General features: G+C 65.3%; 17 protein-coding genes and 1 pseudogene. 9 read left to right on the top strand and 9 right to left on the bottom strand.

Translation table 11 applies throughout. The features are described from left to right. On the bottom strand, window positions 1-417 hold the full coding sequence (locus N0K08_RS04925) for a Zn-ribbon domain-containing OB-fold protein (RefSeq protein ID WP_261498947.1): 417 nt from the start codon (window positions 415-417) through the stop codon (window positions 1-3). 333 nt (window positions 418-750) lie between these two features. On the opposite strand from N0K08_RS04925, the gene N0K08_RS04920 reads away from it, so the two are divergent. From N0K08_RS04920 to N0K08_RS04905, 4 genes are all read left to right on the top strand, one after another. After that, the gene (locus N0K08_RS04920; RefSeq protein WP_261498946.1) at window positions 751-1,926 is read left to right on the top strand and encodes a porin; all 1,176 of its coding nucleotides are present in this window, start codon (window positions 751-753) and stop codon (window positions 1,924-1,926) included. A gap of 45 nt (window positions 1,927-1,971) precedes the next feature. After that, window positions 1,972-3,270: an MFS transporter gene (locus N0K08_RS04915; protein WP_261498945.1), complete on the top strand. Its 1,299-nt coding sequence runs from the start codon at window positions 1,972-1,974 to the stop codon at window positions 3,268-3,270. Between the two features lie 84 nt (window positions 3,271-3,354). Beyond that, window positions 3,355-5,022 (top strand): amidohydrolase, encoded by a 1,668-nt coding sequence (locus tag N0K08_RS04910; protein ID WP_261498944.1) that lies wholly within the window; start codon window positions 3,355-3,357, stop codon window positions 5,020-5,022. Then, a complete protein-coding gene (locus N0K08_RS04905; RefSeq protein WP_261498943.1) occupies window positions 5,019-5,975 on the top strand; it encodes a CobW family GTP-binding protein in 957 nt (318 codons plus the stop codon). The genes N0K08_RS04910 and N0K08_RS04905 overlap by 4 nt, the downstream gene beginning before the upstream one ends. Window positions 5,976-5,996: 21 nt before the next feature. On the opposite strand, the gene N0K08_RS04900 is transcribed toward N0K08_RS04905, so the two are convergent. After that, window positions 5,997-7,841, bottom strand: a complete 1,845-nt coding sequence (locus N0K08_RS04900) for a sensor histidine kinase (RefSeq protein WP_261498942.1) — start codon at window positions 7,839-7,841, stop codon at window positions 5,997-5,999. Window positions 7,842-7,849: 8 nt separating this feature from the next. Further along, window positions 7,850-8,587 (bottom strand): response regulator transcription factor, encoded by a 738-nt coding sequence (locus N0K08_RS04895; protein WP_261498941.1) that lies wholly within the window; start codon window positions 8,585-8,587, stop codon window positions 7,850-7,852. Between the two features lie 234 nt (window positions 8,588-8,821). On the opposite strand from N0K08_RS04895, the gene N0K08_RS04890 reads away from it, so the two are divergent. Then, window positions 8,822-10,828: a hypothetical protein gene (locus N0K08_RS04890; RefSeq protein ID WP_261498940.1), complete on the top strand. Its 2,007-nt coding sequence runs from the start codon at window positions 8,822-8,824 to the stop codon at window positions 10,826-10,828. Between the two features lie 112 nt (window positions 10,829-10,940). Here N0K08_RS04890 and N0K08_RS04885 read toward each other — a convergent pair whose 3' ends face one another. Beyond that, complete coding sequence (locus N0K08_RS04885) at window positions 10,941-11,852, bottom strand: LysR substrate-binding domain-containing protein (RefSeq protein ID WP_261498939.1); 912 nt, start codon at window positions 11,850-11,852, stop codon at window positions 10,941-10,943. Between the two features lie 23 nt (window positions 11,853-11,875). Between N0K08_RS04885 and N0K08_RS04880 the strand changes: the two genes are divergently transcribed. The 4 genes and pseudogenes from N0K08_RS04880 (at window position 11,876) to N0K08_RS04870 (ending at window position 14,518) form a co-directional block, all read left to right on the top strand. After that, entirely contained in the window at window positions 11,876-12,073 is a 198-nt protein-coding gene (locus N0K08_RS04880) for a hypothetical protein (RefSeq protein WP_261498938.1), read from the top strand. 43 nt (window positions 12,074-12,116) lie between these two features. Beyond that, the gene (locus tag N0K08_RS04875) at window positions 12,117-13,658 is read left to right on the top strand and encodes an acetolactate synthase large subunit (protein ID WP_261498936.1); all 1,542 of its coding nucleotides are present in this window, start codon (window positions 12,117-12,119) and stop codon (window positions 13,656-13,658) included. Then, window positions 13,655-13,960: pseudogene (locus N0K08_RS23290) on the top strand (DUF4339 domain-containing protein); the annotation flags it as partial. The gene N0K08_RS04875 and the pseudogene N0K08_RS23290, both read left to right, overlap by 4 nt. Before the next feature lie 27 nt (window positions 13,961-13,987). Beyond that, complete coding sequence (locus N0K08_RS04870; protein ID WP_261498935.1) at window positions 13,988-14,518, top strand: hypothetical protein; 531 nt, start codon at window positions 13,988-13,990, stop codon at window positions 14,516-14,518. A 43-nt stretch (window positions 14,519-14,561) separates the two neighbouring features. Here the strand turns inward: N0K08_RS04870 and N0K08_RS04865 are convergent, their stop codons facing one another. From N0K08_RS04865 to N0K08_RS04845, 5 genes are all read right to left on the bottom strand, one after another. After that, complete coding sequence (locus tag N0K08_RS04865; protein ID WP_261498933.1) at window positions 14,562-16,016, bottom strand: FAD-binding oxidoreductase; 1,455 nt, start codon at window positions 16,014-16,016, stop codon at window positions 14,562-14,564. A 2-nt stretch (window positions 16,017-16,018) separates the two neighbouring features. Beyond that, complete coding sequence (hpaI, locus tag N0K08_RS04860) at window positions 16,019-16,828, bottom strand: 4-hydroxy-2-oxoheptanedioate aldolase (protein ID WP_261498932.1); 810 nt, start codon at window positions 16,826-16,828, stop codon at window positions 16,019-16,021. A gap of 77 nt (window positions 16,829-16,905) precedes the next feature. Continuing rightward, on the bottom strand, window positions 16,906-18,372 hold the full coding sequence (locus N0K08_RS04855) for an NAD-dependent succinate-semialdehyde dehydrogenase (protein WP_261498931.1): 1,467 nt from the start codon (window positions 18,370-18,372) through the stop codon (window positions 16,906-16,908). A 38-nt stretch (window positions 18,373-18,410) separates the two neighbouring features. Next, the gene (locus tag N0K08_RS04850; protein ID WP_261498930.1) at window positions 18,411-19,934 is read right to left on the bottom strand and encodes a UxaA family hydrolase; all 1,524 of its coding nucleotides are present in this window, start codon (window positions 19,932-19,934) and stop codon (window positions 18,411-18,413) included. A 57-nt stretch (window positions 19,935-19,991) separates the two neighbouring features. Continuing rightward, window positions 19,992-20,987 carry a tripartite tricarboxylate transporter substrate binding protein gene (locus N0K08_RS04845; protein WP_261498929.1) on the bottom strand — a complete coding sequence of 332 codons (996 nt, stop codon included), beginning with the start codon at window positions 20,985-20,987 and terminating at the stop codon, window positions 19,992-19,994. Window position 20,988: the final 1 nt, after the last annotated feature.

Raw genomic sequence — 20,988 nt, 5'->3', positions numbered from 1 at the left:
TCAGACCCCTTCCGGCGCAAAGCGCAGTTCGAGCGCAGCGCCTGGCGGCTTGCCGGCGACCAGCGTGCCGCACAGGCGCGCGCCGATTTGGAGTCCGTCCGCGCGCTGCGGTGCCAGCGTGCCGCGCAGCAGCAGTCCGCTGTCCAGGCGGATTTCCGCCATGACGAAGGGGGTGTCGATATCGGTGCCGTGGTGGCGGTGCACTTCCGCGAAGGAAATCAGCTCGCCGGTGGCCGGCAGCGCCACATCGGTCAGCGCTTCGCCATGCGCGCCGCAGGCTTCGCAGCCATAGGTCTGCCGGGGAAAGCCGATCCGGTTGCATTGGCTGCAGCGTCCGGCGAAGACCAGCGGTGCGCCGCCCGGGGCAACGCCGTACAGGGTCGGGTGCGCCAGCGGCGCCTCGGATCTCTCAATCATTGTCATCTCCTACAGGGGTGGGGCAGCTGCCTTGCTGGCAGGCTTTTTCCGGCGAATTCATGGATGAAAACAAAAGCTCAATACGCCTTCTGTTTTTAATAGTACAACATGATTGCGCGGAAAAATAGACTGTTAAAAGTCCAAAACATGTAATTTTCATTTTTATGTTTATGTTTTGCTTGCAAAAAATGAAGGCCCATGCCTAGAATTCTTCACAGGAAAAGAGGCCGCAAAAGCAGGCCGCTGACCTGGCGATGGAGACAAGCGGGCCCCCCGGTCCGCACCACCGTGTAAACCCTGTGAAATCGATAAAAAAGTGATTCAAGGAGACATATGGGACACATCAAACGAGCCGCCCTCGCAGCCGCCTTCAGCGCTGCATTGATGCCGGCCTGGGCGGACGGCAATTCAATGCGCGACATCATGGGCTTGAAGGCCGTTGGCGGCGGGCCGGGCGTCTTCGGCGTCATGCCGGGCAAAAGCATGGTCTCGCTTTACGGGACCGTGGATGCAGGGGTGGACTACACCCGAGGCAATGGCAAAAGCCTGCTGCGCCTGGAGAGCGGCAATGTCTTCGCGTCCAAGTGGGGGATTTATGGCCAGGAAGATCTGGGTGGCCAGCTGACGGCCTACTTCCGTCTGGAAAGCGCGTTCAATGCCGACAACGGCATGCCCCAAAGCCAGACTTCGTTCTTCAACCGTGCCTCCTATATCGGGCTGACAAGCCCGTACTGGGGCAATCTGTCCCTGGGCCGGCAGTTGAGCGGAGAGGGCGCGATGGCCATCGGCTCGGACGTGTTTCTGGCCAGCAACCACCACTCGATCTTTACCTACCTGGCGGGATATGCGGATTTGGGCTACGGCTCCCATGTCGATCTGGCGCGGGTCAACAATTCCATCAGCTACACGACGCCCCAGTTCGGGCCTTTCAGCGCGAATGCCTTCTATGCGTTCAAGAGCAACCAGACGGTAGGGCCCAAGACCAAGAACGCATCGCTCACGGTCAGCTATCGCGACAGCATGAACATCGCGACGGCCTCCTATTCGCAAACCTACTGCGAAGCCAGTGCCAGTTCCTCGACGCCCTGCATGCGTGACGCCACGCAGGAGCCGACGGTGCGCACGGACAACGCCCTGCTGACCTATCTGCACGATTTCGGCAGCTTCACCGGCGCCGCCGCCTATCTGTGGAATCGGCCGCGCTTTCCTGGCAACTTCTCATCGCAGATGGTGACGCTGGGCGCGGAAAAACGCATTGACCGCCATCTGCTGCGCGCCAGCATTGGTTACCGCGACACCACCCAGCCGGGCAACCATGCCTGGGGCATGACGCTGGGCGAAGACTATTACCTCTCCAGGCGCACGTCGCTGTACGCGCGTGTCGGCTTTCTCAAGAACGGGCCGAAATCAGCGCAAACCTACAACTTCGATGCAGCGAATGCATTTCCATTGCCAGCCGTGAGTCGCTCCGTGGTCTCAACGACCGTTGGCATTACTCACCATTTCTAATCTTCGGGACCGGGCCTCGGCCTGGTCCCAAGCGAGTGATTCACCATGACCATGTCCATCGAAGCCACCATGGATGCGCCTGCGGCCCCAGCGCCCGCGCAAAAATCCAATTTCAAGCTGATCCTGTCGACCTCGCTGGGCAGCGGCCTGGAGGTCTATGACAACACGATCTTCAGCTATTTCGCCATCGTCATCGGCCAGCAGTTCTTTGCGCCGGCAGGCGACTACGGCGCCTTGATGCTGTCGGTGGCAGTCTTTGCCGTCGGCTTTCTGATCCGGCCGCTGGGCAGTCTGTATTTCGGCAGCATGGCCGACCGCCACGGCCGCAAGAAAACGCTGTTCGTGACCATCATGCTGATGGCGCTGGGCGTGCTGCTGATCACCATTTGCCCGCCCTACAGCCAGATCGGCATTGCCGCGCCCATCATCTTGCTGGTGGGCCGGCTGCTTCAGGGCTTCTCGCTGGGCGGCGAGTTCGGCGCCGCGGCCACGCTGGCCATGGAGTCCAGCGCCAAGGGCTCGCGCGGTCATGTGGTGAGCTGGCAGACGGCCTGCCAGGGCGCTGCGACGCTCGCCGGTGCGCTGGTTGCCTTCCTGCTCACCAAGTACATCCCGCCCGAGCAGTTCCAGTCCTGGGGCTGGCGCATCGGCTTTGCCATCGGCCTGAGCATTGCGCCCGTGGGCCTGTACATCCGCGCGCAGATGTCGGAGACGCTGGACACCACCCGCAGTGCCGCCGCAACGCCGTTGACCGATCTGTGGCGGGACTATCGCCGCCCGGTGGTGCTGGGCATCCTGATGATGCTGCTCAACTCGTCGCTGCTGTACATCGTGGTGCTGTACATGCCGACCTACCTGATGCAGCAACTGCATTTCCCCAGCGCCACCTCCTACCTGGCCAGCATGGTTGCCAGTGCGGTGCTGCTGATCGTCGTGCCGTTCTCGGGAATGCTGGCCGACCGCATGCCGCGGCGCAAGCCCATTCTGCTGGTCACCATGCTGCTGCCGCCGCTGCTGGTCTACCCGTTGTTCAGCATGCTCTCGAACACGCAGGCGCTGTGGGAAGCCTTGCTGCTGCTGGGCGGCATGATGGCCATCGCCTCGATTGGCAGCGGCGCCTTCCTGCTGCTGCTGCTGGAAGCTTTCCCCGTGAAAGTGCGGGCCAGTGCGCTGAGCATCATCTACAGCTTTGGTGTGTCGGTGGTCGGCGGCTGTGCCCAGTTGCTGGTCACCTGGCTGATCCGCGTCAGCGGCGACCCGCTGGCGCCGGCCTGGTTCCTGATGGTCTGCGGTGCGATCTCGTATTCGGCGCTGCTGCTGTTTCGCGAAAACAAATCCGCCTGAAGTTCCGGCCTGCGCCCACGGGCGCCGGACCCAGGGCTGGCGCCGTCTGTCGCCAGCCTTTTTTCACACCGCAGAGGTCTTCCCATGCAAGCCAGCACCGTCATTTTCAGTGCCAAGAAAATCATCACCATGAACCGCAGTCGCCCTGAGGCGACCCATGTCGCCGTGCGCGACGGCCGCATTCTGGCGGTCGGCAGCCATGACGAAGTCAGCGGCTGGGGGCCGGCGACGATGGACGACACCTTCGCCGACAAGGTGCTGATGCCGGGATTCGTCGAAGGCCACGCCCATTTGCTCGAAGGCAGCATGTGGGACCACATCTATGTCGGCTACTTCGACCGCCGCGACCCCAGCGGCAAGGTCTGGCCGGGTCTGCAATCCATTGATGCGGTGGTGGCGCGGCTGCGCGAGGCTCAGGCGGAACTGGACGATCCGCTGCGACCGTTGATCGGCTGGGGTTTCGATCCCATTTTCTTCGGCGACGGCCCGCGCATGACGGCCCGGGACCTGGACCGTGTGTCGCGTGAGCGCCCGGTGGTAGTGATGCACATGAGCAACCACCTGCTCAACGTCAATCGGGCCACGCTCGCCGCCGTGGGCATGGGCCGTCACACGGCCATCGAAGGCGTGCCCAAGGACGAGAGCGGCGATCCGACCGGTGAGCTGCAGGAGTTCGCCGCCATGTTTCCCGTGCTCCAGCTGCTGAGTGAGAAAGCGGGTTTCAGCCTGGGCGAGAACAAGAACACGGCCTGGAACTTCGCGCACATCGCGCGGCGGGTCGGCATCACGACGTCGACCGACCTGGCCAATCCCTTGACCGAAGCCGGTGTGGCCAATCTGCGCGCGGCGACCGACGACCCGGCTTTCCCCATCCGCCTGATGCCGGCCTTCGCGCCTCTGCTGTTCAAGGGCGAGGAGGGGCCGGCCCACCTCAAGGCGGCCTGCGCGCACAACACGGACAAGCTGCGCTTTGGCCTGGTGAAGCTGGTGCTCGACGGCTCCATCCAGGGCTTCACCGCGCGCCTGCGCTGGCCGCATTACTACCGCAACCCGGGCAACACCGGCACCAGCGGCAACGGCCTGTGGCTGCTGCCGCCGTCCCAGGTCGCCAGCCAGATCGCGAGCTACCACCGCGAAGGCTTCCAGGTGCATATGCACACCAATGGCGACGAAGCCTCGGAAGTGGCGATTGACGCGGTCTCGCAGGTGCTGGCCATGCACCCGCGCCAAGGCCATCGGCATACGCTGCAGCACGCCCAGATGGTCGATGCAGCGATGCTGGCGCGCATGGCCGAGCTGGGCCTGTGCGCCAACTTCTTCAGCAACCATATCTATTACTGGGGCGACGCCCACTATGCCAAGACCATGGGGCCGGAGCGGGCGCAGCGCATGAATCCCGCGGCGACTGCCTTGCGCTGTGGCGTGCCGTTCGGCATGCACTCGGATGCGCCGGTGACGCCGCTGGGCCCCTTGTTCACCGCCTGGTGCGCGACCAACCGGCTGACCCTGTCGGGGCGTGTGCTGGGCGAGAGCGAGCGCATTGGCGTCGCGGATGCCTTGCATGCCATCACGCTGGGCACGGCCTGGACGCTCAAGATGGACCACGAAATCGGCAGCATCGAATGCGGCAAGTTCGCGGATTTCGCGGTGCTGGAAGACGATCCGCTGGCCGTGGCGCCCGAGCAGCTCAAGGACGTGCGGGTCTGGGGCACGGTACTGGGCGGGCGCGTCATGCCCGCGCACCAGGCATGACGGCCGCGCTACCTCCCACACAGCTGACAGTGATCGGCGGCTTTCTGGGCGCGGGCAAGACCACGCTGCTCAACCACCTGCTGGCCAGCGGTCTGAGCGAGCGCACCACGCTGCTGATCAACGACTTCGGCAGCGTGAACATCGATGCGGACGCGATCGCCTGGCGCTCAGGCGAAGTCATCCAGTTGACCAACGGCTGCATGTGTTGCAGCGTGGGCGGCGATTTCTCCCAGGCGCTGCTGCGCGTCATGGCACAGAGCGAGCCGCCCGAGCGCATCATCATCGAGGCCAGCGGTGTCTCCGACCCCTGGAAGATCGCCCAGGTCGGTCTGACCGGCCAGCGCCTTCGCCTGGACGCGGTGATCGTGCTGGCCGATGCCGCCATGGTGCGCGAACATGCGCGCGACCGCTACGTAGCCGACGTCGTGTTGAGCCAGCTGCGCGCAGCCGACATGCTGGTGCTGAACAAGACCGATTTGATCAGCCCGGGCCAAGGCCTGGAACTACGCGCCTGGCTGGCCGAAACCGCACCCCGCGCGCCCATTCTGGACGCCGTGAACGGTGTGGTTCCGCTGGATGTGCTGCTCAATGTGCCGCGTGAGGTGGGGCGCGGGCGCGGCCAGTCCTTCGGCCAGTCCGGAACCTGGCAGGTTGCGCGCCATGAAACGGCATTCGCTCGCTGGGAATGCATGGACCAGGGGCTGCTGGATGCACAACGCCTGCATGCGCTGCTGGACACCTTGCCCGCAGCAGTCCTGCGCATGAAAGGCTTTGTGCGGCTGTCTGGTGCCCCGGACCAGTGGCAGATGCTGCAGTGGGCCGGTCGGCGCTGGCAGTTGACCCCGGCACCCGAACACCGCGCCGCCAGCGGTGCGCAGATGGTGGCCATAGGCATACCTGCGGATTTCGACCACCAGGCGCTGGACCAGGCGTTTGCGCGGGTGCGGGCGTAGCCAGGGCAGGTGCAGTGAATATCAGTCCAGCGTGATTTCCACTTCCGTTTGCCCCGCCCGGCTGTGGATGGCCAAGGCCGCGTGGATGGCGCGGGCACGCTCGTGCAGGGCCAGCAGCCCCTTGCGCATGGGCCGGGCCGTTTCAAAGCCCACGCCGTTGTCGACGATGCGGATCACCACGATGTGCCCATGGGCCTTGGCCACTATGCGCAGCTGGCTCGCATGGGCGTGCTGCAGCACATTCGACAGCGCTTCGAACACCATGAACTGCAGGTGCCGCATTCCCGCCGCATCCAGGCGCTTGACGGGCTCGATCTGGTCCACATCCCAGGACAGTGCGATATCGGCCGCCGACAGCTTGGGCTCAAGCCGGTAGCGCAGGTTGGCCAGCAGGCCCGTCACATCGCCTGCGGGCAGGTGCATGACGTCGATCGACAGCTTGATCTGCTCCAGGGAGTCGCGCAGCGTCTGCAGCACCTCATGGTTGCTGGACTTGCCCGATTGCAGCTGGCGGATGGCGGTGCTGATATAGGCGCCGACACCGTCGTGCAGGTCCCGCAGAATGCGCGTGCGCTCGTTGACCCGCTCCTGTTCGCGCGCCAGCAGCTCCAGCTGCGCGTAACTGGTTTGCAGCGCCCGCTCCTTGCTGGCCACCTGCGCTTCCATGGTGGACAGAAGGTGGAACACCTGTGCGTTGGCTTCTCGAAAGCGCCGCAGGACGATGTACAGCAGCAGAAAGCCGAAAACCAGCGAGGAGTAGCGCATCAGCGTGTTGCCTCCCAGGGTCATCTGCATGCGGAACACCGCCCAGTCCCGTATGCCCACGCACATGTTGAGAATCAGGGTTGCCGCAATCCAGCGGTGCAGCGCGGACCCCTGGCGCACCGCGGCCCAGCAGTACTCCACCACGAAGGCCAGCGCCACCAGTCCCAGGCTGGTATACCAGGCGGTCAGCATCCACAAGGAGCCCCATTGGGCCCCGACAGCGCAAGGGATTCCGCTGAGCAGCAAGGCCTGCAGGGCCCGCTCCAGGTACGGCCCGCTGAAGCGCCCGCGCCAGTCCACCGCCATGGCGCTGAACATCAGCATGGCCGCAACCCAGACGCCGATCGCTTCGATCGACAGGATGTCCCACCAGAATCTTGGCACGGGCGGCGACGCCAGCAAGGTGCCGCCCACGCGCAGGCTCCAGGCATATTCCGCGACGGCCGCGAAGAGGTACAGAGGCTCTCTGCGTTTGCCGGGCGACGTCGGATCCACCTGGGTCCACCACAGCGCCAGGGCCACGCTGCCCATCAGCAGGCCGACGATGACCACCACGCGCGTGCCCGTGACCCGCTGCAGGTATTCCGCGTCGTACAGGGGCATGACTTCATCGCGCGTGCCTACCCAGGGGGCGGCCACGCCGGCACGCCGGGCGTGGTCGGCGCGTATCCGCACCTGGAGCTGGTTGTCGTGCTCGAGCACGCCTGCGGGAATGCTCATGATGCGCGGAATCTGGGCGAAGTCGTCGCCGTCGAACTGGTGAAGGTCTCCGCGGCGGTCGAGCAGGTTGCCGTTGAGCCGCACTTCATAGGCGTTGCCCAGGCGCACAAAGTACAGCAGCACGGGCTCATCGGGCACGTCGGCCAGCGGCAGGGACATCTCGAAAACCGCATGCCCCTGGGCGCCCTTGTGCCAGATGTCCCACACATAGGGCAGGGTGGCGTCGACCGACTGGACGTTGCCGCCGATCTCTATGCTGGCCCGCGCCTGGGTCAGCTGCAGGGGCTCGGCCTGCGCGCTGCCCGCCACGCCCAGCCACAGCAGCAGCCAGCAGCACCATCCGCGCAGCCAGAGCGGCGGCATGCGAAACACCATGTACATGCCCCCTGTCAGCCCTGCGAAGGGATGGAGTAGCCGGGCAGCAAGCCCATCTTGGCGGCCTCGAACACGGCTTCGTTCTTGGAGTGCACCGCCAGCTTGCCGTAAAGACTCTTGATGTGCGAGCGCACCGTGTGCACGCTCACGCTTTGCAGGCGGGCGGTCTCCGCATAGGAAAACCCGCGCGCGATCAGCTCCAGAACCTCTTGCTCCTTGCCCGACAGCACCACCTGCACCGGCGGCTGAGTGGCCACCAGTGCGCTTTCCTTGGCGGGTGCGGTGGACGGCCCCTTGGCGGCGGGCTCCGGTGAGCGCGTGGCGTGCAGGCTCAGGTACTTGGACAGGACGCGCCTGGCAATCATGGGCGAAATGGGCGATGCGCCCAGCTTCATTTCCACAATCGAGTCCGCCACATTCTCCGGTGTGGAGTCCTTGTGGATGTAGCCCAGTGCACCGGCCTCGATGCTGGCCAGCACGTTGTCCTCGTCGCCAAACATGGAAATCACCAAGGGCTCGCATTGGGGGTACAGCTGGCGCGCATAGCGGATCACTTCCAGCCCGCTGCCATCGGGCAGGCCCAGGTCCACCAACAGGACATCCACGCCGTGCCCTGCATCTTGCAGCCAGGCGCGTGCTTCGGCCACGCTGCCCAGGCTACCGACCAGGGCCAGCTGCTCGCAACGGGACACGCTGTCCGCAAAAAACTCGCGCGTCTGCGAGTCGTCTTCCACTATCAGCACACGCCACATTGCTGTCCCCTTGCCCCAAAAACGGTGTATTTGTGTAACTCATAGGCAGCATAAGCGCAGCCCGCGAAATTGCCCAGCGCGGCGCACCGCATGAATGGGGGAGGTGCAGCCGTGAGGGCCTGGCCCCCCATATTCATGGGATGCAATTTGTCACATTTGACCGCCCAATCGGCGCATGCGGAATAGGGCGCAAAGCTCTCGCACCGCTGGTAGTAACCCCATGGAGAAAAACATATGACGATCCAACTCAGCAAACTGGCTTTCGCGCTGGCCGGCGCGGCCATGCTTACCGTCGCCGGATGCGGCGGCGACAGTGACAGCAGCAGCGGCAGCGCGGGCGGCGGCGGCGGCGGCGGCGGCGGCGTGCCCCCCGTCACCATGGCCAGCGTGTCCGCGACCGTGGTCGATGGTGCGATCGAGAAAGCCGTGGTCTGCCTGGATACCAACCTCAACGGCCTTTGCGACACGGGTGAACCCTCGGGCAAGACGGACGCCGCAGGCAAGGTCACACTGCAGATTCCGGCCGCCGACGTGGGCAAGTATCCGCTGATCGCCATGGTGGGCACCGATGCCAATGACGCCGACACCGGCCCCGTGAAAACCGCCTATATGCTCAAGGCACCCGCCGACCAGGCGCTGGTCATCAGCCCGCTGACCACCATGGTACAGGCCTACCTGGACAGCATCGGGGGCAGCAGTGCCGACGCAGCGGCGGCCGTGCAGGCGCAATTGGGTCTGAGCACATCGGCGTTCGCCGATTTCACCCAGGATGCAAGCGACAGCGGCAAGCTGGCCGGCACGCTGGCACGCCTGATCGTGGTGACTACGCAGGCCCAGCTGGATGCCACCAAGGACGCCAAGGGCTTGGACCTGCAGCCGTTGACACCGATCCAGATCAGCGCCGCCATCAATTCGCGCCTGATCGAACTCCTGCCTTCGCTGGCCCTCAACGTGCGCGACGATCCCACGCTGAGCGACACCTCGCTTTCCATGGCCCAGAAGCAGGCGCAGATGGTCGTCGCGGCCGGCGTGCTGGCCTCTGCATCGGGCCTGACCAAGGACAACGTCGGCACCGTCGTTGCCAGCCAGGACAAGAATGCGCCAGCCGCTCCGACCGACGAAAAAGCTGTCGACACCGTGAGCCTGCGTTGGTTCAACTTCGCCGACTTGCAAAACTACCTGATCCGCGCCTTCGAGGCCACGGCCGCGCAGAACACGCCCGACGCGAACGGCAAGACCCACTACACCGAAATACGCGAGCGTCAGATTGCTGGTGTGTTGCAGGAATGGGGCATGGGCCTCGAGAACTGGGCACGTCCCCAGATCTACTGGACCGGTTCCGAGTGGTTCGACTGCCCGACCACTTTCGTGCACGAATCCACCCGGCCCAATGCCGCTGGCGAGTCCGAGTCCCTTTATTGCAACGCGATGAAGAGCCGCTCCACGCGCAGCAACCGGGACATCTCCGGCCAGAAGATGATCGATGTGGTGCGCCAAATCCGCGCCTATCCCTTCTTCGACTCGGTGGGCGGCAGCTTTGCGAACTGGGGTCCTAATCCAGACCTGTCCGCGACACAGACCAAGCTGGGCGCGACGGTGTTTCCCGCAGGTTCGACGCTGAGCTACCGGTCGGTGGTCGACCTCGGCGGCACCGAATACTACGACCGCACCAGGCGGGCGCGGATTCCGCAGGCCAACGATGCAAGCAACCCTGATTCGTCCACATGGCGCAGCGTGCCACTTGCGACCTTCGTTGGCTGGAACACGGGCGACTTCGCCAGCGGCGTGACGGAAGTGCATGGCAACAACGCCTTTGTGCTGCTCAACCGTGACTACAGCAAGCTCAACGGCGATGGCACGACCACGGCGGCCTACAAGCGCTACATGGTGGGCTTCGAGGCAGCCACCCAGAAAGCCCGTTTCTACCAATGCGAAGGCGATATGGCCAAGCGCGCCCTGGTGCCGCCGCAAAACGGCACCTTGTTCATCAATGGCCAATCCACTTGCGCACCCATTCTCGACACCACCTTCACCATCGCCACCCAGGGCGATGGCAAGGTGCTGCGCTTCGCCGCGGAGCCCGCGCAGATCAGCGACGCCAACTTCCAGAACAGCCGCCTGTTTGTCGAGCGCAGTGGCGTGACCTTTGTCGGCTACAAGGACAAGCCGCTGACCAGCAAGCAGCAGCGCCTGAACGGCCCGGCGGCGGAAGCACTGCTCGCGCAGCTGGGACTCGACTGACAGCGTCGGCGGCCTTCTGAAGCAGGGTAAAGCCACACAGGCCAGGGCCTGTGTGGCTTTTTTCATGCGGCGTGCCGCGCGTATGCCCCGGGAGCGCATCGCCAGAGCTGCGTCAACGCATTGCACCCTGTTCGAACTTCCGGGCCTGGGCCAGAATCCATTCCCGGAATGCCTCCAGCGGGGCGCTATGGCGCAGGTTGTTGGGATAGACCAGGTAGTAGGCGTCCGCGGAGCGGATGGACAGCGGGTGCGCGCGCACCACCCCGGATTGCCAGGCGCTGTCGCGGACAAAGAACTCCGGCACCAGCGCAATTCCCAGGCCCGATTCGGCGGCGCGGATGCACATGGAATGCAGCTCGAAACCGACCGCATGCACGGGGGCGGAGTCACGCGGCAAGCCCGCGGCCTCGAACCACTGTTTCCAGGAATCCGGGCGCGCGGTGCAGTGCAGCAGCGGGAAATGGAGCAGGTCCGCGGCCGTCTTGATGCGGTCGCCGATCAAGTCCTGGCGCGCAATGAGAACCATGTTTTCGCCGAACAGCAGCTCTGACGTGGCCCTGGGCCAGACGGGGCGGCCGTGGTGGATGGCGGCTTCAAAGTGCTCTTGCTCGAAGGAGAAGGGCTCAGAGCGCACGCCCATGTTCACCCGGATCTGCGGATGCTCTGCATAGAAGCTGGTGAGCCGGGGAATCAGCCATTCGGTGGAGAAGGTGGGCAGCACCGCAATCTCGAGACGCCCATCCCCGCTGCCGTGCGCGGCCATGGTGCGTGTGTCGCGTTCGATGGCGCCCAAGGAGGCCCGGATCTGCTCGCTATAGAGGCGCCCGGCCTTGGTCAGCACCACGCGTTGCTTGACCCGCACGAAAAGGCGGATGTCCAGCGTGGACTCGAGGTTGTTGATCTGCCGGGATATGGCGCTGTCGGTCAGGCACAGCTCCTTGGCCGCCAGCGTGAAGCTTTCGTGCCGGGCGGCGGCTTCGAAGGCCGACAAGGCGGACAGGGGCGGAATCCGCATGCGCTGCATGTTAGTTCCAAAAAGTCATCACCTTGAAATTTTATATTGCTTTACGGCAAGGTCTTTCATGGGAAAAATGCAATCAATATAAGACCATTGCGCCAGTGATCGTTGCGCTGGCTTTTGCGGTAGATGAGTTTTTTGCAAAACATGCCGAAAAACTCAGGCAGCGCAGCACCAGAGGCCAACCGCATCCATGGCCTGCGCCGCAGAATTTTCCCCTCCAGTAATGGACTTTTCGCTCTACAGATTTGAGTTTTGGAGTACTGAGAAATGAATGGTGCAAAGAGTCTGGTTCAGACACTGCTTGCCGCGGGCATAGATACCTGTTTTGCCAACCCTGGAACCAGCGAGATGCACTTCGTGGCCGCGCTGGACCAGGTGCCCGGCATGAAATGCGTTCTCGGTTTGCAGGAGAACGTCGTGACCGGCATGGCGGATGGCTACTACCGCATAGCCCGCAAGCCTGCCTGCACGCTGCTGCACTGCGGGCCCGGTCTGGCCAACGGCATGGCCAACCTGCACAACGCGCGCCGCGCGCGCAGCGGCATCGTGAACATCGTGGGGGACCAGGCCACTTACCACCGCCCCTACGATGCGCCCTTGACGGCGGATACGACGGGCATGGCCCAAACGGTCTCGGCCTGGGTGCGCACCAGCACCGATACCGCGCAGCTGGGGCGTGACGCCGTGGAAGCCGTGCGCGCGGCGCGCACTTTCCCGGGCCAGGTCGCGACCTTGATCCTGCCCGCCGATGTGTCATGGGGCGAGGGCGGCGTGGTGGGCGTGCCCGTGGGCCTGCCGCTGCCGCCGGCGATCGACGGCACGGCCATCGAAGGCGCGGCGCGCATCCTGCGCAACCACAGCGACGTCTTGATCCTGCTGGCCGGGCACGGCGTGCTGAGCGAAGCCCAGACGCTGGCCTGGCGCGTGGCGAGCGCGACGGGGGCCAAGGTCCTGGCCAGCTATGTGACTTCCCACATGGCACGCGGTCGTGGCCGCATGCAGCTCGACCGCGTGCCCTACGGCATGGACCAGGCCATCAAGACGCTGGAGCCGTTCAAGCACATCATTTTGGTGAACGCCCAGCCGCCCGTCGGCTTCTTCGGCTATCCCGGCATGCCTTCGGTCCAGTACAACCCCGAGGCCCAGTTCCATGTGCTGTCACGCCCGGACCAAGACCCGGTCGAAGCGCTCCAGGAGCTGGTGAAGGCGCTGGGCGCACCGGAAGTGGCCATGCCCGACCCGGGTCCGCGCCTGGGCCCCGTGAGCGGCGCGCCCACGCCGGAAGGCCTGGCGCAGACGCTGGCGGCGCTGATGCCCGAGAACGCCATCATTTCGGACGAAAGCATCTCTTACGGTCGCGGCTTCTACCAATTCACCCACAGCGCTCCCGCGCACGACTGGCTGCATCTGGCGGGCGGCGCCATCGGCGACGGCATGCCCGTGGCCACGGGCGCCGCACTGGGGGCTGGAAAGCAGCGCCGGGTGATCAATCTGCAGGCGGACGGATCTGCGATGTACTCGCTGCAATCGCTGTGGACGCAGGCGCGCGAGCAGTTGCCGGTGACCACCATCATCTTGAACAACAGCAAGTACAACATTCTCATCGGTGAGTACGCCAACGTCGGCGCCACGCCGGGCGATACGGCGATGAGCATGCTGGATCTGGGCAATCCTGGCATCAGCTGGGTCAAGCTGGCCAACGGCATGGGCGTGGAAGCCGCGCGCGCCACGACGCTGGACGAATGCGCTGACTTGATGAAGAGCAGCTTCGGCAGGACCGGGCCCTTCCTCATCGAACTGATGATATGAGCGCCGCTGGCGCTGAATGTAGGAAATCTACTTCTGCCGTCAGCGCGTTAACCGTCTTGACCTGCGAGACCAGAGTTCGGACACTGGGGTCCCAGGTGTCGCCATGTTTTGGCACATCTGTTACCCGGTCTGTACATAACTTTCAAGAAGTAGAAAGGCGGTCTTGCATGAAGTTTCACGTCAATCGCGACGGCACAGGATTTGGTCCTTACGAGGAGAGTGAGGCCAGATCGCTTTATGCGCAGGGCAATATCGTCGCGACGGATCTGGTCTGGCATGAAGGAATGGCGCAGTGGAAAACGGCCCGGGAAGTCCTCGGAGAGCCGCCTATGGCCGCTTCCGCGATGCCCCCGCCGGTGCCGCAGGCCCATCCGCCCAGCCCCATGCCTGGCTGGGTTGCGCCTTTGCCGCGTGACGCAGCCGCCATGCAGGGGCAGCCCTTGCCGCCCAAGCTGCACTGGGGATTGGTCGTGCTGTTCTCGCTGCTGAGCTTCGGTATTTTTGCCATCGTCTGGATGTTCCTCCAGTCGTCATGGGTGCGCAAGATCGATCCCCAATCGAATGCGACCAAGTACCTGATCGGCTACGTGGTGCTGGCCGTGATCGGCGGCGCCATGGGCGAGTCGGAAGCCGTGGGGACCAAGGGAATGGGCGTCTTTCTGCAACTGCTGTCGTTCGTGTTCTTCTATTGCGGCTACTACTCCATGCGGCGCTCCATGCTCAACTACTACAACAGCGTCGAGCCGATCGCGTTGAGGCTGTCGAACGCCATGGTCTTCTTCTTCAGCATGCCTTATCTGCAGTACCACATGACGCGCATAGCCAAATGGAAGATGGGCGGCGTTCTGCGGCCGCAGTAAAAGCAGCCGCCCGCGAATGTCGGTTCGCGAGCGGTGCGCAGCCTTATGGCGCTGGGGTGGGCAAAGGCAGTACCTTGGCTGGATTGAGCAGATTCGTCGGGTCCAGTGCCCGCTTGATCTGCCACATCAGCTCCAGCTCCACGGGCGACTTGCACAGCAGCAGGTCGTCGCGCTTGGCCACGCCGATGCCGTGCTCGGCCGAGATCGAGCCGTTCTGCCGCGTCGCGAGGCCGTCCACCGTGTGCGAGACACGCGCGTAGTTTTCCGCGAGGAACGCCGCCGCGGGCGCACCCTTGGGTCGCAATGGGTTGAAGTGCACGTTGCCGTCGCCCATGTGGCCGTAGATCACCATGCGCGCGTCGGGCGCCAGGGCCAGCACCTGCTTTGACGCTTCGGCGATGAAATCCGCGATCTTCGACAGGGGAATGGAGATGTCGCACTTGATGCTGCCGCCTTCGCGCGTCTGGGCATCCGAGATCTCTTCGCGCAGCTGCCAGAAGGCGCGTGCATCGGCAAGGCTGGCGGCGATGGCCGCGTCGGTGACCAGGCCGCGTTCCATGCCTTGCTCGAGGATGCTCATCAGCGTCGCGTCCAGGCCTTCGGCATCGCCGCCCGAGGTCAGCTCGATCAGCACCATCCAGTCATGCGCGCTGGGCAGGGGCGCGCTCCACTGCGGCATGGATTCCAGTACCAGGGCCAGCGCCGGTCCAGAGATCAGTTCGAACGCCGTGACGGCCTGGCCGGCAGCGCGTTTGGCTTCGGTCAGCAGTTCGACGGCCGCGTGCGGGTCCTTGACGGCAATCCACGCTACCGCGCTGGCGCTGGGCAGCGGCATCAGCTTGAGTACGGCGGCGGTGATGATGCCCAGCGTGCCTTCCGAGCCAATGAACAGCTGCTTGAGGTCGTAGCCCGTGTTGTCCTTGCGCAGACCGCGCAGCGAGGAGTAGATGCGGCCGTCGGGCAGCACGGCCTCGATGCCCAGCGTCAGGTCGCGCATATTGCCGTAGCGCAGCACGGCCGTGCCGCCGGCATTGGTCGAGAGATTGCCGCCGATCTGGCACGAGCCTTCCGAGCCAATGCGCAGCGGGAACAGGCGCCCGGCTTCTTCGGCCGCGGCGCGTGCGGCCTGCAGCGTCACACCGGCCTGCAGCGTCATGGTGTCGTTGATGACGTCGATTTCCTGCACCTGGTTCATGCGGCGCAGATTGAGCACCACGGCGTCGCCGGCGGCGTCGGGCACGGCCCCGCCCATCAGCGAAGTGTTGCCGCCCTGGGGCACGACGGGCACGTTGTGCGCAAAGCACAGGGCCAGCACGGCGCTGACCTGCTCGGTGGAGGCCGGCAGCACGACGGCCAGCGCCTTGCCGTGGTAGAGCTTGCGGTAGTCGGTGGTGAAGGGCTGCATGTCGCTGGCGACTTCAATGCAGGCTTTCTCGCCAACGATGGCGCGCAGGCCTTCGAGCAACAGCGTGGGGGAGATCTTGGAAACTTCGTTCATGTTCAGTAGGCTCCGCGTGCCTCGGCAGAAATAGGGGTGGTGGTCGGCGTGCCCAGGAAGTCGGCCGCCAGTTGGCGTGCGGCATTGGCGTAGAGCAGTACATCGACGCCGACCGCGACGAAAGTGCAGCCGAGTTCGAGGTAGCGCCGGGCCAGTGCACGGTCCGAAGTGAGTGTACCGGCGGCTTTGCCGGACGCGACGATGGTGCGCATCGCGGCTTCGATGGCCGCCTGCACTTCGGGGTGGCCGGGCCGTCCGCGAAAGCCCATGGACGCGGCGAGATCGGCCGGGCCGATGAAGACGCCGTGCACGCCGTCGACCGCGCAGATTTCCTCGAGATGGGCCAGCGCCGTCACGGTCTCCACCTGCACCAGCAGGCAGACTTCGTCATCGGCGACATCGAGATAGTCGCTGCGTGCGCTCCATTGCGAGGCGCGCGCCACCGCGCTGCCCACGCCGCGGATGCCCAGCGGCGGGTAGCGCGTGGCCGACACCAGGCGCTGGGCCTGCTCTGCGGTATCGACCATGGGCACCAGCAAGGTCTTGGCGCCGATGTCGAGCAATTGCTTGATCAGCGCCGTGTCGCCTTGCACCGCCCGCACCACGGGCTGGGCCTTGCGGGGTGCGACGGCCTGCAGTGCGGCCAGCGTGGAGTGCAAGTCGTTGGGCGCGTGCTCGCCGTCGATCAGCAGCCAGTCGAAGCCCGTGCTGGCGCTGACTTCGGCCATGTAGGCATCGGCCATGGAGAGCCAGAGCCCGACCTGCGGTTGCTTGGCGGCCAGTGCGGCCTTGAAAGGGTTGTGAGAAGGCATGGGATGTTTTCCTATGGGTGGGGCGTACAGGCAAGGCATGAAACTGGCGCGCCCCAGCTCAGGGGCACCGAGGGGCATCAATCCAGCTGGCCCTGGCACACATACTTGGTGTGCAGGTAGTCGTCCAGCCCGTGCACCGAGCCTTCGCGGCCGTAGCCCGAGTCCTTGACGCCGCCAAAGGGCGCGGCTTCCGCGGCCAGCGCGCCTTCGTTGATGCCGACAATGCCGGCTTCCAGCGCATCGGCCAGGCGCCAGATGCGGCGCACGTCGCGCGAGTAGAAGTAGGCGGCCAGACCGAACGGGGTGTCGTTGGCCTGGGCGATGACTTCGGCTTCGTCCGAGAAGCGCGTCAGCGGCGCGACCGGGCCGAAAGTCTCTTCGAGCGCGCAGGCCATGGTTGCATCGGCGCCGGCCAGCACCGTGGGCGCGAAATAGTTGGCGCCCAGCGCGGGCAGGCGCGTGCCGCCGGTGAGCACCACGGCGCCGCGCGCCACGGCATCCTGCACATGGCGCTCGATCTTCTCGACGGCGCGCGCATTGATCATGGGGCCGATCTGCGAGGCCGGATCGCTGGCCGGGCCGACCTGCAGCGCGGCCACGCGGGCCACGAGCAATGCCGCAAAGCGGTCGTGCACGGCTGCGTGCACGAACACGCGGTTGGGGCAGACACAGGTCTGGCCGCCGTTGCGGAACTTGGCCGCCATCAGGCCTTCGACCGCGGCTTCAAGGTCCGCGTCCTCGAAGACGATGAAGGGCGCATTGCCGCCGAGTTCCAGCGAGAGTTTTTTCAGCGTGTCGGCCGAGCGGCGCGCCAGGTGCTTGCCCACGGGCGTAGAGCCGGTGAAGGTGATCTTGCGCACGCGCGCATCGTCCAGCCAGGCGTCGACGACTTCGGGCGTGCGTTCGCGCGACGCAGTCACGATGTTGAGCACGCCAGGCGGTACACCGGCCTCCTGGGCCAGCGCCACCAGGGCCAGCGAAGTCAGCGGCGTGTCTTCGGCGGGCTTGCAGACCACGGTGCAACCCGCGGCGAGTGCCGGGGCGATCTTGCGCGCGATCATCGCGGCGGGGAAGTTCCAGGGCGTGATGGCGGCAACCACGCCCACGGGCTCCTTGAGCGCGAACATGCGCCGGCCGGGCACAGGTGCTGGAATCACCTCGCCATTGGCGCGCGTGGCCTCTTCGGCAAACCACTCGATGTAGCTGGCCGCGTAGCTGACTTCGCCGCGGCCTTCGGCCAGGGGCTTGCCTTGCTCGCGCGAGATCAGCCGGCCCAGGTCTTCCTGGTGGGCGAGCACGAGATCGTTCCAGCGCTTGAGAATCTGCGCGCGCTGCTTGGCCGGCGTCTTGCGCCATGCGGGAAAGGCCGCATGCGCGGCATCGACGGCGGCGCGTGCGGCCTGGCTGTCGCCGTCAGGCACTTGCGCGATCACGGCGCCGGTGGCCGGGTCGGTCACGTCGAAAGTGGGGCCGAGATTTTGCCATTCGCCGGCGATGAAATGGGCTGTGCGTTGCAGGTCGGGGCGCGAAAGAGTCAAGGGCATGGCTTGGGGGCAATCAAAATAATGGAAAGAGGAGGCGATCAGCTCACGATACCCAGGTGCCATGGCACGAACTCGTGGTCGCCCAGGCCCAGCAGCTCGCTCTTGGTCGGCTCGCCCGAGGCATGCCACAGGATCTGCTCGAAAATGCGCTGACCCAGTTCGGGCACGGACAGCTCGCCGTCGATCACCACGCCGCAGTTGATGTCCATGTCTTCTTCCAGGCGGCGGAACATGGGGGTGTTGCTCGCCAGCTTGATCGTCGGCGCGGGCTTGCTGCCGAACATCGAGCCGCGCCCGGTGGTAAAGCAGATCAGCTGCGCGCCGCTGGCGATCTGCCCGGTCACGGCCACGGGGTCGTAGCCCGGCGAGTCCATGAAGACGAAGCCGGGCTCGGTGATGGGTTCGGCGTACTCGTAGACGGCGCGCAGCGGCGTGGTGCCGCCTTTCATCGCCGAGCCCAGCGATTTCTCGAAGATGTTGGCCAGGCCGCCGGCCTGGTTGCCGTGGCCCACCACGCCATTGAACTGCGCGTTCTGGCCGGCCGCATAGCGCTCCCACCAGGCCAGGCGATCGAGCAGCTTCTGGCCGATTTCCGGCGTCGCGGCGCGGCGCGTGAGCATGAATTCCACGCCGTGGATTTCCGGCGTCTCGGACAGGATGGCCGTGCCGCCGTGGCGCACCAGAATGTCCATCGCGGCGCCGAGCGCGGGGTTGGCGGTGATGCCCGAGAAGCCGTCGGAGCCGCCGCATTCGAGGCCGATCTTGAGGTGCGCGGCGCTGACGCGCGTGCGCTTTGCTGCATTCGCTTCGGGCAGCATTTCCTCGATGGCGCGGATGCCGGCCGCTATGGTCTGGCGCGTGCCGCCCACGTCCTGCATCACCAGGGTGCGCATCAGGCGACCGGCTTCCAGGCCTTGCGAATCGACCAGGGCTGCGACCTGGTTGCGCTCGCAGCCCAGGCCCACGATGAGCACGCCGGCCAGATTGGGGTGGCGCGCATAGCCCGCCAGCGTGCGGCGCAGCACGTCGAAATGTTCGCTGGGCGACGACATGCCGCAGCCGCTGGTCTGCGCGAAGGCGGCCACGCCGTCGACGTTGGGAAACGCGGCCAGGCGCTCGGGCGTGAAGTGCGCGGCGATGCGCGTGATCACCGTGGACGAGCAGTTCACCGACGACAGGATGCCGATGAAGTTGCGCGTGCCCACGCCGCCGCCGGGGCGCTCGAAGCCCATGAAAGTCGCGCGTTCGGCTTCCGGCACAAAGTCCACCGGGCGCACATCCTCGCAGAAGGCCGGATCGCGGTAGCTGTCGACCAGGGTGAGGTTGTGGCTGTGCACATAGTCGCCGGCCTGCAGGTCGCGCGAGGCCACGCCAATCATGGTGTCGTACTTCAGCACTTGCTCGCCGGCCGCGATGGCGCGTGCCGCGATCTTGTGGCCCGCGGGAATCTGCGCCCTGGCGCGCACGCCGAATTCGGCGATCACCTCGCCCAAGGCAATGACGGTCTTGGCGACGAGAACGTTGTCGTTCGGGTGCAGGCGAAGCAGGGAGCTGTGGTTCATGACAAATGGGGAAGCGGCAAGCGAAGGGGTAGAGGCCAGGTCCGATGAAGAAGGGCTTCAGCCCTTCGCCATCAGTTCCTTGAGGTTGAGCTTGCGTATCAGTTCGGTCTCTTGCTGGTAGACGGTCTGGATGTACTTCTGGTAGTCGGGGCCGTCCTGGTACATGACGGGCGCATCGATGCTTTCGGCCACCTTGCGGAATTCCTCGCTGTTGACGGCCGCGCGGAAGGCATCGCGCAGGCGCTTTTCGACGGCGGGCGGCAGGCCCTTGGGTGCACCGATGCCGTTGGGCGCTTCCACCACCACGTCGAAGCCCAGTTCCTTGAGCGTGGGCGTGTCCTTGAAGCGCGGCGTGCGCGCCTCGCCCCAGGTGGCCAGCAACTGCATCTTGCCGGCTTCGACATGCGGCGCCCAGGAGCTGCTGTCGGCCAGCAGATCGACCTGTCCGCCCAGCACGTCCTGCAGCGCCGCCGAGCCGCCCTTGTAGGCGATGGCGTTGAACTTCACGCCCGCGGCCTGTGCGAACTGCTCCATGCCCACGTGGGTGGCGCCGCCGATGCCGGCGTGCGCATAGGTGACGACGCCGGGCTGGGCCTTGGCCTTGGCCACCACGTCGCGCAGCGACTTGAAGGGCGAGCGTGCGGGCACGGCAATGCCGAAGGTCTGGCCCGAAGTCCGGGCGAGGTAGGTGAAGTCCTTGAGCGGGTCGAGCTGCACCGTGCCCAGTTGCGCAAAGCGCGTCACCGAGATCGGGATCTGGCCTATGGTGTAGCCGTCGGGACGGGCCGAGGACAAGGCCTTGGTGCCGATCATGCCGGAGGCGCCGGCGCGGTTTTCGAGCGCAATGGGCTGACCCAGTTCGCGCGCCGCGATCTGGCAAATGATGCGCATGGAGCGATCGGCCGTGCCGCCCGCGGGCCACGGACAGATGAAGGTGATGGGGCGCTCGGGGTACTCGGCGGCGAACACGCGCGCTGGCGCAGCGGTCAGGGCAGCGGCACTGAGGCCGCCAAGCACGATTTGGCGCCGTGCCATGGAACGGGGTGTCTTCATC

It is taken from the genome of Acidovorax bellezanensis, assembly GCF_025421555.1.
Classification (GTDB): domain Bacteria; phylum Pseudomonadota; class Gammaproteobacteria; order Burkholderiales; family Burkholderiaceae_C; genus Comamonas; species Comamonas bellezanensis.
The sequence above is the reverse complement of the archived record's forward strand: the minus strand, read 5'-3'. Positions and strand labels throughout refer to the sequence as shown.

What these genes read in the sequence shown, in the direction of transcription:
- hpaI (WP_261498932.1), bottom strand. Translation starts at nt 16,828, where the DNA reads ATGCCTTCTCACAACCCTTTCAAGGCCGCACTGGCCGCCAAGCAACCG.
- N0K08_RS04855 (WP_261498931.1), bottom strand. Translation starts at nt 18,372, where the DNA reads ATGCCCTTGACTCTTTCGCGCCCCGACCTGCAACGCACAGCCCATTTC.
- N0K08_RS04920 (WP_261498946.1), top strand. Translation starts at nt 751, where the DNA reads ATGGGACACATCAAACGAGCCGCCCTCGCAGCCGCCTTCAGCGCTGCA.
- N0K08_RS04905 (WP_261498943.1), top strand. Translation starts at nt 5,019, where the DNA reads ATGACGGCCGCGCTACCTCCCACACAGCTGACAGTGATCGGCGGCTTT.
- N0K08_RS04910 (WP_261498944.1), top strand. Translation starts at nt 3,355, where the DNA reads ATGCAAGCCAGCACCGTCATTTTCAGTGCCAAGAAAATCATCACCATG.
- N0K08_RS04925 (WP_261498947.1), bottom strand. Translation starts at nt 417, where the DNA reads ATGATTGAGAGATCCGAGGCGCCGCTGGCGCACCCGACCCTGTACGGC.
- N0K08_RS04845 (WP_261498929.1), bottom strand. Translation starts at nt 20,987, where the DNA reads ATGAAGACACCCCGTTCCATGGCACGGCGCCAAATCGTGCTTGGCGGC.
- N0K08_RS04900 (WP_261498942.1), bottom strand. Translation starts at nt 7,841, where the DNA reads ATGTACATGGTGTTTCGCATGCCGCCGCTCTGGCTGCGCGGATGGTGC.
- N0K08_RS04885 (WP_261498939.1), bottom strand. Translation starts at nt 11,852, where the DNA reads ATGCAGCGCATGCGGATTCCGCCCCTGTCCGCCTTGTCGGCCTTCGAA.
- N0K08_RS04875 (WP_261498936.1), top strand. Translation starts at nt 12,117, where the DNA reads ATGAATGGTGCAAAGAGTCTGGTTCAGACACTGCTTGCCGCGGGCATA.
- N0K08_RS04865 (WP_261498933.1), bottom strand. Translation starts at nt 16,016, where the DNA reads ATGAACGAAGTTTCCAAGATCTCCCCCACGCTGTTGCTCGAAGGCCTG.
- N0K08_RS04915 (WP_261498945.1), top strand. Translation starts at nt 1,972, where the DNA reads ATGACCATGTCCATCGAAGCCACCATGGATGCGCCTGCGGCCCCAGCG.
- N0K08_RS04895 (WP_261498941.1), bottom strand. Translation starts at nt 8,587, where the DNA reads ATGTGGCGTGTGCTGATAGTGGAAGACGACTCGCAGACGCGCGAGTTT.
- N0K08_RS04850 (WP_261498930.1), bottom strand. Translation starts at nt 19,934, where the DNA reads ATGAACCACAGCTCCCTGCTTCGCCTGCACCCGAACGACAACGTTCTC.
- N0K08_RS04870 (WP_261498935.1), top strand. Translation starts at nt 13,988, where the DNA reads ATGGCCGCTTCCGCGATGCCCCCGCCGGTGCCGCAGGCCCATCCGCCC.
- N0K08_RS04890 (WP_261498940.1), top strand. Translation starts at nt 8,822, where the DNA reads ATGACGATCCAACTCAGCAAACTGGCTTTCGCGCTGGCCGGCGCGGCC.